The organism is uncultured Aquimarina sp. (assembly GCF_947492965.1).
Taxonomy (GTDB): Bacteria; Bacteroidota; Bacteroidia; order Flavobacteriales; family Flavobacteriaceae; genus Aquimarina.
Genome location: NZ_CANLOZ010000002.1, coordinates 712,052 through 725,985 on the forward strand (window position 1 = coordinate 712,052; position 13,934 = coordinate 725,985).

Sequence of the window (13,934 nt, forward strand, 5' to 3'; positions counted from 1 at the left end):
GCCTTTAAGCGGTGAACGCTTAAAGGCATTTTTTTTGAAATAAAGAATAATAAAAAAGTGTTAGATTTACGTGATCTAATTAACTCTCTATTATATGTCATTATCTACCTTAGATTGGATTATCATTATTTCATTTTTTATTGTTTTTGCTATCATTGGTATTGCTGTTTCCAAAAAATCAGGTAAAAGTGCTAGCGAATTTTTCTTATCCGGACGTAACATGCCTTGGTGGTTATTAGGTATTTCTATGGTAGCTACCACATTTTCTGCGGATACTCCAAATTTGGTAACTGACATTGTTAGACAAAATGGAATTTCAGGAAACTGGGTTTGGTGGGCATTTTTACTTACTGGAATGCTAACTGTATTCGTATATGCTAAATTATGGAGAAGATCAGAAGTGCTAACCGATTTGGAATTTTACGAAATTAGATATAGCGGAAAAGCTGCCGCCTTTCTAAGAGGTTTTAGAGCTATTTATCTGGGTGTCTTTTTTAATATTATGATCATGGCATCTGTGTGTCTCGCAGCTATAAAAATTGGTGGTATTTTATTTGGACTAGCGCCTTGGGAATGTGTATTATATGCTTCAATCATTACTGTAATTTACAGTGCATTAGGAGGGCTAAGAGGTGTGATTTTTACAGATTTTCTTCAGTTTATTGTGGCAATGATAGGATCAATTGCAGCAGCTTATTATCTTATTAACCTTCCTGAAGTTGGAGGATTATCTAATTTGTTAGCACATGAAAATGTCAGTCCTCAGCTTAATTTTTTACCCGATTTTAATGACTCCAATTCTCTTATAACGCTATTGATAATACCATTAGCTGTCCAATGGTGGAGCGTTTGGTATCCTGGTGCAGAACCCGGTGGTGGTGGCTATATAGCGCAAAGAATGCTCTCTGCCAAGGATGAGAAAAATGCTGTCGGTGCTACCCTGCTATTTAATATTGCACACTATGCTTTACGTCCATGGCCTTGGATCCTAATTGCTTTAATTTCATTAGTGATTTTTCCAGAATTAAATTCTATACAACAAGCTTTTCCTAATGTAGACTCTGGAATCATTGGACACGACCTTGCATATCCAGCAATGCTAACCAAATTACCAGCTGGTTTATTAGGGCTAGTTGTAGCTTCGTTAATTGCTGCTTTTATGAGTACTATTTCCACCCATCTTAACTGGGGATCTTCATATATCGCTATTGATTTTTACAAACGCTTTATGAACCCCAATGCCAGTGAAAAAAAACTAGTTAATGTTGGACGTATAAGTACCATAGGCCTTATGTTATTTGCAGCATTAATTGCATTGGCTCTAGAAAGCGCATTAAGTACTTTTAAAATACTATTGCAAATTGGCGCGGGAACAGGCTTAATTTTTATTCTAAGATGGTTTTGGTGGCGTATAAATGCCTATAGCGAAATAACTGGGATGATTGTTTCATTTATTATTGCACTTTGGTTTGAATTTATCCATGAGCATATATTTGGTTCTCGTTTAGAAGGATATCAAGAATTAGTAATCGGAGTAATTTTAACAACAATAAGTTGGGTAGCCGCTACTTTACTAACCAAACCCACTAAAAATGAAACACTGATTAAATTTTATAATAAAGTAAAACCTTTCGGTAATGGATGGAATGGTTTTAAACAAAAAGTAAGAAAAGATAATATTGGGTTAGATGATAGTTCGGATAAATTTACAATTGATCTAGCCTCTATGTTATTAGGTGTATTGCTTGTATATTGCTCGCTATTTGGCACTGGATATCTTATTTATGGTAATCTCATAGGTGCCCTGATATTATTTACTATTACAGCTGTAGCAGTAATTGTTCTTTTAAAAATAAGAAGGAAATGATTATCGTTCTAAATAATAAAGTGCTTCCACATATTTATTAGAAGACTCTTCTGCGTCTTTTTTAGACGTGATTTCTTTTACTACACCCGCTATTTTCATTTGTCTTTCTGGAAGTTTCTTGAATTCTTTAGAATGCGCAATGATACAACTTGTAGAGGAATTGATATCTGATATTTCATAAACATTGTAGGTATCTATGATAGTAATCATACTAAAAGTTGTTACTTTTCCAGCTACAATGGGAACCATTATAAAACCATTAAAATTTGATTTGGAAGCAATCTTTTTGGGTATTCCCGTGATGATCACATTTGATGATAACTCGATCGACTCCATCTCCTTAGCATCTATAACTTCCCTGGTTTTATGTGAATTATAAATCAATTGTAATTCATCTGACAAATACGATATTACTCTGTTTCTATCAGAAACTTCTAATTTAGAAGTCGCTACATCCAGAAATAAAATCATTTTTTGTTTATCATTAAACAAGCCAGAAACCTTACCCAATTCGGCAGTAGAGATCACACCATCCTCTGCTTTCGTTAGTATATTGTAAAATCTTCCTCCGTTATCTAAGGATTTAATTGCTTCTTCAAAATTATCAAATGGAACTATCTTTCTCATTAAATCAACAAATTACAGATGAAGAAAGTTATATAACAACTTTCCAATAAATTCTCCAAAACAGTATAGCAAACCTACAACTATTAAAGACACATATAAAAACGTAAACAATCGTTTCTTTTTGCCATTCTTTTCATTTTCTAAAGAAAGAAAACCAGCAAAACTCAATAAAGCAAAAAACATATAGTTCATAGTATAATCTTGTTTTATTTATAAGTATCTAAATGATCCAAAATGTTACAAAATTAAAAACCCATCTTACACTTAGTTGAAAGATGGGTTTAAAAAGTTTGCAGTTACCTAACCGCAATAAATTCTGTTATGTTTTACTGGTTTCCAAGAATTAAAGGCATACCATCCTTCCCAGATCCTACTACAACAACTTTCGCATTAGGAGATTTTGCTAATTGTAATGTAGCTTCGATTCCTTTTTCCTTTAGAATTTTATCTGTTAAAGAAGCACTAAGAATCTGGTTGGCTACAGCTTTACCTTCTGCATCAATCTTTTGTCTCTCCGCCTCTTTTTTAGCTTTCTCTAATCTAAACTCATACTCCAACGCTTCTTGCTCTTGCTTTAACTTTCTTTCTATCGCTTCTTTAATTGTCGGAGGTAAAGTAACATCACGTACTAAAACTTCATTTAACTGAATATACTGATCTCCAACAATCTTTTTAGTTTCTTCGAAAATTTCTTTTTGAATCGCATCTCTTTTACTAGAGTACAACTGTTCTGGTGTGTATCTACCTACTACACTACGTGCTGCAGAACGAATTGTTGGAAGTAATACTCGCTGTACATATTCCTCTCCTTTCTGCTGATGCAACAAACCTAGTTTCCCATAATCTGGTTGAAACCAAGCAGAAGCATCTAATTTAATCTCTAGACCATTAGAAGATAATACTTGCATTTTTTCAAATACTTCTTGTTGTCTAACTTCATATACTATTACTTTATTCCATGGCGCTACTAGATGAAATCCCTCTCCTAATGGTGGTGCATCCGTTACTACTCCGCCTCCAAATGTTTTATAAAGAACTCCAGCTTCTCCAGATCCGATAGTAACTGTTGACTTCGACACAAACACAATAGTTAATACAATGATGATTAGAATAGGTAATCCTATTTTAGGTAATTTTTCCATGATAATTTTTTAGTTTTTTAATAATTAAATAAGCCCATTATATTTTCTCATAAACCACTCGATACTTAATAGCGCTATGAGTATTGCTAAGAGATATTTCCAATCTATTAAAGATACGATATTTTCCTTGCTCTTCTGAACCGCTTTGTACCTTTCATCTGCCATAAGATTTTGTATCAAAATATCATCTTGATTCATAAAATAAGCCTTTCCGTTCGTATTAGTCGCTACTTCAGTAAGTTTTGTTACATCTGCATTTAATAATTGTTGTTCGACATTATAATCCAAAATACTAAAACTCCCCGAACGGCTTATATTTTCTCCAATTACCGAAACCGTATAATCATAATTCCCGGAAGACAAACTACTTAAATCAACTTCATATGAATTATTCTTTAATAACATAGGAATTGTTTGCGATTGCTCTGTATCTTTGTTTTTTAGACTGATACTAAGATTTCCTCTATTGTCAAATTCATAGTTCTTGGTAAAATATTCCGCCTTTATTTTTATACTGGAATTTCCATAATAAAAAGATTCTGCAATCGTATTAAGTCTACTTTTTTTCTTGTTAGAAGCAAGATATTGAATTAGTTTACCCAAGAATTCATCAAAAGTTTCAAAACTCTTTGTATCCAAATAAGATTGTGCTCTCCATCTCCAAATACCTTCTCCAAACAAAACCGCTTCTCTGGTACCATTATCTTCTACAGTTGCTAGTAAGGGTTCTTCGGTACTGATATTACTTATATTTCTATGAAGTACCACATCATAAGAAGAATTCATGGCAATCTCTCCAAATGTTCCTATTAATGGTGGATAACCACCGAAACCAATATCATCTAATAAAAAAGTTCCGTAATTATTATTGAATCTTGGAAGATAATACTCTGTTTGCCTTGTAATTTCCTGCTTGTATAAATTTTGAGCTTTGTTTAAAAACACCCAATCTGTTTTAGAGCCAGTAATAGTAAAGTGATTTTTCTTAGCATCTGTAATCTTCTTATAAACACTGCTAAATCTTGTATTAGGTTGATATAAGATTATTAACTGATAATCTTCTATATCTCGAACTTCTGCTGGCTTAAGGATCGTGATACTTCTTCTCTCGTTACTTTCTACACTCTTTTTTATAGCTCCAAGATCTGGATGCGTCATATCACTAACCAAAAGAATATTCGTTTTTTGATCAATTACCTCTACTGCAAAATCTTTGTTATTATTAACAACATTCTTTTCATTTTCTAACGGCACTAATCTAGCGGTATATTGCAAAACTCCAGCTTTAGAAGCTCCTAACGTTAAATTTATAATTTCCGAATTATTATCTTTAGAAAAAGAAACTGGCTGAGAATAAATTGTATTCTGACCTGATTTTATTTCAAATTTTGTTGATACATCATCTATGCCTGAGTAAGTAAGAATCACTTCAACTGGGAATCTATTCTTCAAATAAGAATATCGATTTACGTTTAATTGTTGAATTTTAGTATCTACAACTTTTGCTGTATCTCCAACAATTACTGGAAAAACCTGTTGTTTATACGTTTTACTACTGAATTGGTAGTCTGCCCCATATGTTTGATTACCATCGGTCACCAAAACTGTTGGTGCATTGGAGTTTTTATAAATCTGATCTAAATTTCCAAGAGCATTCGAAATATTTGTTTGTTTTTTATCGAAATTCAAATTCAATGTATCTTCTAAACGATCTGAAAAAGTATAATACTTTACATTAAACCTATCTTGAAGTTCTTCCGAATTTTGAAATTTATCAACAAGTTCAATAACCGGTTTATTTTGACTCAAATGTTTTATAGAGGATGAATTATCTACCGCAATGATCAAAGAAGGTTTTTCGATATAGCTCGATTTTTTGCGAAACGTAGGGTTGATTAATAAAATCAACAGTGTAAACACACTCAAAAAACGTAATAAAGCAAAAAACAGATGCTTTTTTGTTCTGTTTTTTGCTTTATAAATATACTGAAATATAGAAATAATTAGTGCAATTATTCCTGCTGCGATAATCAATCCTATATTATGTATCTGCATTCTTTTTTGTTACAATCTTAAAATTTAAGATTTCATATTTCAAAACGAAAATTAATCAGATTTAATTTAAAAGATCTTAAACTTATTAAAAAACTGAAGATTTAGGTTAACATACCACCATCTACATTTAGTACTTGACCTGTAACATATGCACTTAAATCACTAGCTAAAAATAGACAAGCATTTGCAATATCTTCTGGAGAGCCACCTCTTTTTAGTGGGATTGCTTTTCTCCATTCATCTACCACCTTATCATCTAACTTTCCAGTCATTTCCGTTTCTATAAATCCAGGAGCAATTACATTACTTCTAATATTTCTAGATCCTAATTCTAACGCTACCGATTTCGAAAATCCAATGATACCTGCCTTAGAAGCAGCATAATTAGCCTGACCTGCATTTCCTTTTACTCCAACCACAGAACTCATATTAATAATACTTCCTTTACGTTGTTTAAGCATTGTACGCTGAACCGCTTTGGTCATATTAAAAACACTTTTAAGATTTATTTCGATTACTTTATCGAAATCCTCCTCGCTCATCCTCATCAATAAGTTATCCTTTGTAATCCCAGCATTATTAACTAACACATCAATACTTCCGAAGTTTTCTAATACATCTTTAACCAAACTTTCTGATTGTTCAAAACTTGCAGCATTACTCTGATAAGCCTTTGCTTTAACTCCTAAATCGTTTAATTCTTTTTCTAATTCTGTTGCAGCATCTACCGAAGAACTAAATGTAAATGCAACGTTAGCACCATTTTTTGCAAAAACCTGTGCAATTCCTTTGCCAATACCACGTGTAGCACCTGTGATAATAGCAGTTTTACCTTGTAAGAGATTCATTCGCTCTGTAATATTTTTTTGGTATCACATATCATATCGCTATAATATGCCTGATTTGTGTGTTCAAATATAAGAATAACTCTCAGGCATACAATAATAAAAACATTGATTTATATAGGGTTTTGAACATATAATATGATCTCTAAAACACATTAAAGCTCCAATACTTTACTTCATTCTGTTTAGAGCACTGAATATCTTGAGGTTAATAAACTTCATTGTGCAGCTCCTGAAATAAAAATAAAAAACCTTGATCTATGAAAGATCAAGGTTTTTAAAAATTATATTTGAACTTATAATCAATGATGTGCAACTGCTTCTGATCGATAAGAAGATAAATCCTTCTGAAACGTATTATAAGTTTTCATTACTCCAAAAATCTCATCTCCTACCTCTTTTGATAATCGACCAGCCTCTTTTAGTAAATCTGTGGTATTCATTAACGTTTGTGATAACTTGCGACCGTTATGATCCAATTCTAAATACTGTTGATGCATATCTGGAGTGCATGGCTCGCAACGGTAAGAGTGTAAATCAGAAAGCATAGCAGAAAGCTCTTCTTTCATTCTGCTCAACCTAAGCGTATGCTTTTGTCGATTTGGAGAGAGTGTTAAAGTAATGTCATTTTCCATAATGGTTTGGTTTTAAAAGTGAGTGTCTTAAATTTACCAATAAATATGAAAAGATCAAAGAAATCCAGCAGTATAGCTTTGTGTTTTATGTTTTTGTTAAACATTTAAACAAATTGTAGATAAATTATTACAAAATCTCTAAAAAACTACAAAAACAATAATTTATTCGAGGGAAAATCCCCGTCATAAAATCATAACATCATCGAGTTAAAAGACAATGAATTCTAACAAAATATATAATTGGGGTATCTTAGGTTGTGGTAAAATAGCACATAAATTTGCTCAAGATTTACAAAGTATTCCTAACGCAAAATTACAAGCTGTAGCTAGCAGAAATATTGAAAAAGCAAAAGATTTCGGAGATGCTTATGAAACACCAACCCACTACGGAAGTTATATTGAACTTGCCAAAGACGCTAAAATTGACATCATATATATTGCTACTCCGCATGCCTTTCATTACGAAAATACCATGATGTGTCTTAATGAGAAAAAAGCCGTTCTATGTGAAAAACCTTTCGCGATGAATAAAGTTCAAGTTTTAGAAATGATACAAATGGCTAAATCACAAAATACATTTCTGATGGAAGCACTTTGGACATACTTTTTACCACATTATGAATTTGTTTTACAAACTTTAAAAGCAAATCAGCTAGGTCAAATTAAGTCTCTGAAAGCTGATTTTGGATTTGCTAGTGCGTTTGATCCTAATAACCGAATATTCAGAAAAGAACTAGGAGGTGGCAGCTTATTAGATGTTGGGATATATCCTCTATTCGCTGCTTTAAGCATTATAGGAATTCCAGAAAAAATCGAAGCTTCTGCCAATTTTGGCGAGACTGGGATAGATGAAGATTGCAAGATAATGCTTCATTATGAAGACAATGTATCTGCTGATCTATTCTCTTCTGTTGTTCAAAAAACTGAAACAAAGGCTATTATTCAACTAGAACATGGAACGATCATAATAAATAGTCGTTTTCACGAACCATCTTCCGTCACCATTACTAAAGATGGAGATTCCAAATTATATGAATTTCCAGTAGTAACTAATGGATATAATTATGAGGCAATTCATGTACAGAATATGTTAGAAAGAGGAAATATAGAAAGTACCGTAATGTCTTTTGAAAAGAGCCTACACCTTATCGAATTACTAGATAACGTTAGAAAAGAAATCAAACTAGAATATTAGATAGAAGTAATACAATTCACAAACCCTGTAGAAACAGTTAATATTTTTTTATTAATAAAATAAAAAGCTATTAAGTAAACTTCTTCATAAAAAAATTAATAATAAATAGTAACATTTTAGTGATATCGTGAAGTATTAAAAAAGCACCGTATTAGAAGTGTTTTATTATTCTTTAATTAAAATTAAAACTATTATGTTACAAAACATCAAAAACCTAAGAGGTACAAAAACATTATCAAAAAACGAACAAAAATCGGTAAAAGGAGGAGATACACCACCTTGGTTAACAGACATCGTAAATGAATGTCTAGAAAACAATCCATACATAGATCAAAGATGTTGTGTTAATCCAAGACAATTGTTTTGCATAGAGTTTTAAAAGCCATTAAAAAAAGCGCTCTAAAATTTAGAGCGCTTTTCCATTTGTGTGAAAAAAAAGAGTGTTTATTTAGCTCCCCACTCTGCAAGGGAATCTTTATTTAGTTTTACGTAATCCGCATTATTTGCTTTCTCTGCTAATTGTAACGAAGTTTTAGCAGCTTTTATTGCCCCAGCCTTATCTCCGCTCTTAGCTAATATTAAAGAATGCTGTCTGTGATACCAGAAAGCATCAGCTCTTCCAGCCACAGCTTTTTCAATGTGTACTTTTGCTTTTGCTATATCTCCTGTTTCTTTATAAAAAACAGCCGCTTGATAATGATCATTAGCAGAAGGACCTGCCATGATCTTTTCTATACTCTCTGTAGCTTTTTTCTTTGTAGGAACCTCTAACTTTATAGCAGCTTCAGTATTCTCCCATAAAATATTAATTAAAGCACTATCCATCGTAAAATCACTTAACATAATAGTAAATGTTTCTACCTTCATAGGAATTTTAGTCGCTTTTACTTTTACAGTAGCAGCTACTTTACTATCATCCCATTGGCGTGGTGTACCCCAATTATTAGCATCGCTATAAAAAATAACTTCCCAACTCTCCTTTCCTGGTTTTGTGAAAATAGCGTAAGTACCTTTTTTAAGGTCTGCTCCTTCTACTTTTACATCATCACTAAAAGTTACCTGTGTATTCTTATTAGCACCTGTTCTCCATAATTTATCAAAAGGAACTAAGTTTCCAAAAATAGTACGTCCTTTCATGCTAGGACGAGAATATTCAATAGCTACATCAGTTAACCCAACAACTTGCTCAATTTTTGATAAAGGACTTGGCTGTGGAGTTTCTACCTGCGCTTTTACACCTAATGATAATAAAGCCACAGAAACAAATAAGACGATCTTTTTCATTGTAATTGTATTTAATTTTATTCCGTTAATTAGTATTACTGGTAACGAAAATAATAATTACACATACATTAAGAGTTAACAAAAACTTAAAATAAGGAGTGTTATATTTGCCATCATTTTCAATTGTATGATGCGTAAATATATAGCAGAGATTATAGGAACTTTCACCATGATATTTTGTGGTACGGGAGCAATGACTATTAATGAAGTAACTGGTGGTGATGTAACTCACGTAGGAATTGCTATCACCTGGGGATTGATTGTGATGGCCATGATTTATTCGTTTGGTGACATTTCTGGGGCTCATTTTAATCCTGCGGTTACTGTCGCATTTGCCTTTGCAAAAAAATTTAGTTGGAAAGAAGTTCCTAAATATATTCTAGCGCAATGTATTGGCGCTATCGCTGCCAGTAGTGTTTTATTATTTTTATTCCCGGAAAGTGAGTTTCTTGGTGGTACACTACCATCTTTCGAAGCGTATAAAGCATTTGTTTTAGAATTACTCCTTACCTATTTCTTAATGCTAGTCATTATAAATGTATCTACTGGATCTAAAGAAGTTGGTATGATGGCTGGTATTGCTATTGGTGGTGTTGTACTTTTAGAAGCTATGTTTGCAGGTCCCATGACGAATGCTTCTATGAATCCAGCTAGATCACTCGGACCAGCACTTTTATCAGGACATTGGGAACACCAATGGCTGTATATGACAGCACCAATAATAGGCGCTATTTTAGCTGTTCTAACTTGCAGATTAACAAAAGCTGATAATTGCTGCAACGACTGTTAACCTGATATATCTAAAATCCGGTCGTTTTAAAATTAACTTTATTTAACATATCTTTATTGCTTATTAATTTTTATGCAATTACAAACTACAGATTTTTGTACGATAGAGTTATATGAAAAGTTTGCTATTATAACCGTTAATAATGGAATTACGTTTACTTTGGAAAAAGCTAATATCATTAGAAAGGAACTACGTAGTTTTTATAAAGACAAAAAGTTTGTTTTAATCTCAAACAGACTCAACAATCACGAAGTATCTATTGATGTATACAAACAAGGTCAACTATCAAATATGAAAGGCCTTGCTATTGTTTCAAAAGAAAAAACAGATCGTGATAAAGCTCTTGAAGAGCAAAAACTGTTCGATAAATCATTTGTGTTTTTTGATTGTTTAGAAGAAGCTAAATCTTGGGCTATTTCTTATTTTTAATTTTGTTTAACTTTTTTAGTTAAAGAATTAAACAAAATCATTGTACCTTTATCCTAATAAAAAGGTATACAATGAAAATTTATACATTACAGACGAAACAGAATCTTCCGATCTCCTTGCAAGAAGCCTGGGATTTCTTATCTGATCCGAATAATCTAAAGACCATTACACCCGATTATATGGGTTTTGAAATCTTATCCGGAGCTGATAGAAAAATGTATGCGGGACAAATCATACAATATATAGTAACACCTATCGCAGGAATCAAAACCAAATGGGTCACAGAAATCACACATGCTATTGATAAGGAATACTTTGTGGACGAACAACGATTTGGCCCCTATGCTTTATGGCATCATAAACATTTTATTAAAGAAATTCCTGGAGGTGTAGAAATGGAAGATATTATTGATTATAAAGTCCCTTTTGGCATTTTAGGTCAATTGGTACATCCCTTTTTGGTTAAGCCAAAACTAAAAGAGATATTCGAGTATCGTGAGCAAAAGTTAATTGAACTTTTTGGAACCTTCAAGCATAACACAAAACAAGAAACAGCAACAGTTTAAGAATAAAAAATAATATGAGAAAAAATATTTTACTAATTGGTGGAAGTCACGGAATTGGTTTTGAAATTGCATTAAAGCTTTATAAAGATCATAATATATATATTGCATCTAGAACCTCTCAAAATTTAGGGAATTTAGAGGTGACACATATTCCATATGATGCTTCTACCGATGAAATTGATACTTCTTTACTTCCAGAACAATTAGATGGTTTTGTATACTGTCCAGGTAGTATCAACCTAAAACCTTTTAAAATGCTAAGTCTAGAGGCTTTTCAAGAAGATATGCAGATTAATTTTATGTTTTTAATAAAAATCATGCATGCTATTGTTCCTCATCTAAAAAAATCCGAGCAAGCAAGTATTATCTTTTTCAGTACCGTGGCGGTAAAAGTAGGTATGCCATTCCATACAAGCGTAGCAGCTGCCAAAGGAGCTATAGAAGGTTTTGCTAAAGCGCTAGCTGCCGAATATGCTCCGAAACTAAGAGTTAATGTTATTGCTCCTTCTCTAACCGATACGCCTTTAGCCGAAAGGTTATTAGGAAATGAAAAGAAAAGAGAGAAAATGGATCAACGCCACCCACTTAAAAGAGTTGGAGAAGCCGAAGATATTGCCAATATTGCTAAGTTCTTATTAAGCGATGATAGCAGCTGGATCACAGGACAAATCTTAGGTGTAGATGGAGGTATGTCTACTTTAAACGTTAATTAAAATGTCTAAAAAAGTAAACATTTTCTGGTTCAGGAGAGATCTTAGGCTTGATGATAATATTGGTTTCCTTGAAGCACTTAAAGACGAAAATCCTGTACTGCCCGTATTCATTTTTGATGACGAAATATTGGACAAACTTCCAGAAAACGATGCGAGGGTATCTTTTATATTCGAAACTTTGCAAAATATGAGAAAAGAGTTACAAGAAAATAATGATAGCTCCATTGCTTTTTTTCACGGGAAGCCTTTAGATATATTTAAAGCATTAATCAAGGATTACAAGATAGAAAAAGTATACACCAACCGAGATTATGAACCTTATGCGAAAGAAAGAGATGAAAGTATTAAAAAGTTATTAGACGATAATTCTATTAAGTTTAAGACATTTAAAGATCAAGTGATTTTTGAAATAGATGAAATTGTAAAATCCGATGGTGATCCCTATGTCGTATATACGCCTTACAAAAATAAGTGGAAAGAAGAATTTGATGAGTCAAAATTAAAAATCCATTATACCAGTCAGCATATTGATAATCTTATCAAAAACACCCGACTGCCTAATTTATCATTATCTGATATGGGATTTAATAAATCCAACATCACAGTTCCTGATTATACTGTTACGCCTACACTAATTGAAAACTATGAGGATACACGGAATTTCCCTGCTAAAGAAGATGGCACATCAAGACTAGGTCCACATTTGCGATTTGGTACGGTTAGTATTCGCAAAATGGTAAAAAAAGCTATAGCAGAAAAGAATGAGGTTTTTTGGTCTGAATTAATCTGGAGAGAATTTTTTATGCAAATTCTATGGCATTTTCCACATACAAAGGATAAGGCGTTTAGACCTAAATACGACCGAATCGAATGGCGAAATAATGAAGAAGAATTTGAGAAGTGGAAAAAAGGTGAAACAGGATATCCATTGGTAGATGCAGGTATGCGACAATTAAATGAGACCGGCTACATGCATAATAGAGTACGAATGCTTGTTGCTAGCTTTTTATGTAAACATCTTCTTATAGACTGGCGTTGGGGTGAAGCATATTTTGCAGAAAAATTATTGGATTACGACATGTCAGCCAACATTGGAAATTGGCAATGGGCTGCTGGGTCTGGAGTAGATGCTGCTCCTTATTTCCGAATTTTTAACCCAACAACACAAGTAACCAAATTCGATAAAAAACTAGAGTATATCAATACATGGGTACCAGATATTAATGAACTTACATATCCTAAACCCATGGTAGATCACAAAATGGCTAGAGAACGCTGCTTAAAAGTATATAAAGAAGCAGTTGCCTGATAACCAAATTATAACATTTCTTTAAAAATGCAGATAGCTATTTTTTGTAATTTAAGGGTCACAAATTATTAAAATTAAAACCAATGAATACACAAGAAGTAGCTAATCGTCTGGTAGAACTTTGCCGTCAAGGTGAGAATATGCAGGCATTAAAGGAATTATACGCAGATAATATTATTAGTAAAGAAATGCCTGGAGCTCCAAACCCAGTGATACAAGGTAAAGATGCTGTAACCAAAAAAAGTCAGGAATGGTATGCTACCGTAGAAGAATTTCATGGCGGAGAAATTTCTGATCCAGTGGTTGCGGACAATCATTTCTCTTGCAGAATGAAAATGGACTGTACTTTTAAAGGTCAAGGAAGGATGCAAATGGAAGAATTAGCTGTATATAGTGTAGATAATGGAAAAATAGTAGAAGAACAGTTTTTCTATTCAATGCCTTCGTAATAGATCTATATTTTCTGTAAAATCTAAA

General features: G+C 32.7%; 16 protein-coding genes. 9 read left to right on the forward strand and 7 right to left on the reverse strand.

Annotated elements, in window-relative coordinates; genetic code table 11:
* Positions 1–94 precede the first annotated feature (94 nt).
* Positions 95–1,867 carry a sodium:solute symporter family protein gene (locus Q1B37_RS07625; RefSeq protein ID WP_299897404.1) on the forward strand — a complete coding sequence of 591 codons (1,773 nt, stop codon included), beginning with the start codon at positions 95–97 and terminating at the stop codon, positions 1,865–1,867.
* Here Q1B37_RS07625 and Q1B37_RS07630 read toward each other — a convergent pair whose 3' ends face one another.
* From Q1B37_RS07630 to Q1B37_RS07655, 6 genes are all read right to left on the reverse strand, one after another.
* Positions 1,868–2,494, reverse strand: coding sequence for a hypothetical protein (locus Q1B37_RS07630; protein ID WP_299897407.1), 627 nt, complete (start codon positions 2,492–2,494; stop codon positions 1,868–1,870). It lies immediately after the preceding gene.
* Positions 2,495–2,506: 12 nt separating this feature from the next.
* On the reverse strand, positions 2,507–2,686 hold the full coding sequence (locus tag Q1B37_RS07635; protein ID WP_299897409.1) for a hypothetical protein: 180 nt from the start codon (positions 2,684–2,686) through the stop codon (positions 2,507–2,509).
* A gap of 134 nt (positions 2,687–2,820) precedes the next feature.
* On the reverse strand, positions 2,821–3,636 hold the full coding sequence (locus tag Q1B37_RS07640; protein ID WP_299600846.1) for a prohibitin family protein: 816 nt from the start codon (positions 3,634–3,636) through the stop codon (positions 2,821–2,823).
* 24 nt (positions 3,637–3,660) lie between these two features.
* Positions 3,661–5,691: a VWA domain-containing protein gene (locus Q1B37_RS07645; RefSeq protein ID WP_299897411.1), complete on the reverse strand. Its 2,031-nt coding sequence runs from the start codon at positions 5,689–5,691 to the stop codon at positions 3,661–3,663.
* Positions 5,692–5,792: 101 nt separating this feature from the next.
* Complete coding sequence (fabG, locus tag Q1B37_RS07650) at positions 5,793–6,539, reverse strand: 3-oxoacyl-[acyl-carrier-protein] reductase (protein WP_299600842.1); 747 nt, start codon at positions 6,537–6,539, stop codon at positions 5,793–5,795.
* Positions 6,540–6,838: 299 nt separating this feature from the next.
* Positions 6,839–7,171, reverse strand: coding sequence for a hypothetical protein (locus Q1B37_RS07655; RefSeq protein WP_299897414.1), 333 nt, complete (start codon positions 7,169–7,171; stop codon positions 6,839–6,841).
* Between the two features lie 217 nt (positions 7,172–7,388).
* Here Q1B37_RS07655 and Q1B37_RS07660 point away from each other — a divergent pair, with 217 nt between their 5' ends.
* Both Q1B37_RS07660 and Q1B37_RS07665 read left to right on the forward strand, forming a co-directional pair.
* A complete protein-coding gene (locus Q1B37_RS07660; RefSeq protein ID WP_299897417.1) occupies positions 7,389–8,366 on the forward strand; it encodes a Gfo/Idh/MocA family oxidoreductase in 978 nt (325 codons plus the stop codon).
* A 193-nt stretch (positions 8,367–8,559) separates the two neighbouring features.
* Positions 8,560–8,745: a hypothetical protein gene (locus Q1B37_RS07665; protein WP_299897419.1), complete on the forward strand. Its 186-nt coding sequence runs from the start codon at positions 8,560–8,562 to the stop codon at positions 8,743–8,745.
* A gap of 65 nt (positions 8,746–8,810) precedes the next feature.
* On the opposite strand, the gene Q1B37_RS07670 is transcribed toward Q1B37_RS07665, so the two are convergent.
* Positions 8,811–9,650: a DUF2911 domain-containing protein gene (locus tag Q1B37_RS07670; RefSeq protein WP_299897422.1), complete on the reverse strand. Its 840-nt coding sequence runs from the start codon at positions 9,648–9,650 to the stop codon at positions 8,811–8,813.
* A gap of 127 nt (positions 9,651–9,777) precedes the next feature.
* Here Q1B37_RS07670 and Q1B37_RS07675 point away from each other — a divergent pair, with 127 nt between their 5' ends.
* The 6 genes from Q1B37_RS07675 to Q1B37_RS07700 all read left to right on the forward strand — a co-directional run bounded on the left by Q1B37_RS07675 (position 9,778) and on the right by Q1B37_RS07700 (position 13,906).
* Entirely contained in the window at positions 9,778–10,440 is a 663-nt protein-coding gene (locus Q1B37_RS07675) for an MIP/aquaporin family protein (RefSeq protein ID WP_299897425.1), read from the forward strand.
* 72 nt (positions 10,441–10,512) lie between these two features.
* Positions 10,513–10,869, forward strand: a complete 357-nt coding sequence (locus Q1B37_RS07680) for a hypothetical protein (protein WP_299600829.1) — start codon at positions 10,513–10,515, stop codon at positions 10,867–10,869.
* 71 nt (positions 10,870–10,940) lie between these two features.
* The gene (locus Q1B37_RS07685; RefSeq protein WP_299600828.1) at positions 10,941–11,435 is read left to right on the forward strand and encodes an SRPBCC family protein; all 495 of its coding nucleotides are present in this window, start codon (positions 10,941–10,943) and stop codon (positions 11,433–11,435) included.
* 14 nt (positions 11,436–11,449) lie between these two features.
* A complete protein-coding gene (locus Q1B37_RS07690; protein ID WP_299600825.1) occupies positions 11,450–12,148 on the forward strand; it encodes an SDR family oxidoreductase in 699 nt (232 codons plus the stop codon).
* Between the two features lies 1 nt (position 12,149).
* Positions 12,150–13,457: a deoxyribodipyrimidine photo-lyase gene (locus Q1B37_RS07695; RefSeq protein WP_299897428.1), complete on the forward strand. Its 1,308-nt coding sequence runs from the start codon at positions 12,150–12,152 to the stop codon at positions 13,455–13,457.
* Between the two features lie 83 nt (positions 13,458–13,540).
* Entirely contained in the window at positions 13,541–13,906 is a 366-nt protein-coding gene (locus tag Q1B37_RS07700; RefSeq protein ID WP_299600819.1) for a SnoaL-like domain-containing protein, read from the forward strand.
* The last annotated feature ends 28 nt before the right edge of the window (positions 13,907–13,934 follow it).

Excerpts from the sequence above, each read along its gene's own strand:
- Q1B37_RS07625 (WP_299897404.1), top strand. The coding sequence starts at position 95 with ATGTCATTATCTACCTTAGATTGGATTATCATTATTTCATTTTTTATT.
- Q1B37_RS07630 (WP_299897407.1), bottom strand. The coding sequence starts at position 2,494 with ATGAGAAAGATAGTTCCATTTGATAATTTTGAAGAAGCAATTAAATCC.
- Q1B37_RS07635 (WP_299897409.1), bottom strand. The coding sequence starts at position 2,686 with ATGAACTATATGTTTTTTGCTTTATTGAGTTTTGCTGGTTTTCTTTCT.
- Q1B37_RS07640 (WP_299600846.1), bottom strand. The coding sequence starts at position 3,636 with ATGGAAAAATTACCTAAAATAGGATTACCTATTCTAATCATCATTGTA.
- Q1B37_RS07645 (WP_299897411.1), bottom strand. The coding sequence starts at position 5,691 with ATGCAGATACATAATATAGGATTGATTATCGCAGCAGGAATAATTGCA.
- fabG (WP_299600842.1), bottom strand. The coding sequence starts at position 6,539 with ATGAATCTCTTACAAGGTAAAACTGCTATTATCACAGGTGCTACACGT.
- Q1B37_RS07655 (WP_299897414.1), bottom strand. The coding sequence starts at position 7,171 with ATGGAAAATGACATTACTTTAACACTCTCTCCAAATCGACAAAAGCAT.
- Q1B37_RS07660 (WP_299897417.1), top strand. The coding sequence starts at position 7,389 with ATGAATTCTAACAAAATATATAATTGGGGTATCTTAGGTTGTGGTAAA.
- Q1B37_RS07665 (WP_299897419.1), top strand. The coding sequence starts at position 8,560 with ATGTTACAAAACATCAAAAACCTAAGAGGTACAAAAACATTATCAAAA.
- Q1B37_RS07670 (WP_299897422.1), bottom strand. The coding sequence starts at position 9,650 with ATGAAAAAGATCGTCTTATTTGTTTCTGTGGCTTTATTATCATTAGGT.
- Q1B37_RS07675 (WP_299897425.1), top strand. The coding sequence starts at position 9,778 with ATGATGCGTAAATATATAGCAGAGATTATAGGAACTTTCACCATGATA.
- Q1B37_RS07680 (WP_299600829.1), top strand. The coding sequence starts at position 10,513 with ATGCAATTACAAACTACAGATTTTTGTACGATAGAGTTATATGAAAAG.
- Q1B37_RS07685 (WP_299600828.1), top strand. The coding sequence starts at position 10,941 with ATGAAAATTTATACATTACAGACGAAACAGAATCTTCCGATCTCCTTG.
- Q1B37_RS07690 (WP_299600825.1), top strand. The coding sequence starts at position 11,450 with ATGAGAAAAAATATTTTACTAATTGGTGGAAGTCACGGAATTGGTTTT.
- Q1B37_RS07695 (WP_299897428.1), top strand. The coding sequence starts at position 12,150 with ATGTCTAAAAAAGTAAACATTTTCTGGTTCAGGAGAGATCTTAGGCTT.
- Q1B37_RS07700 (WP_299600819.1), top strand. The coding sequence starts at position 13,541 with ATGAATACACAAGAAGTAGCTAATCGTCTGGTAGAACTTTGCCGTCAA.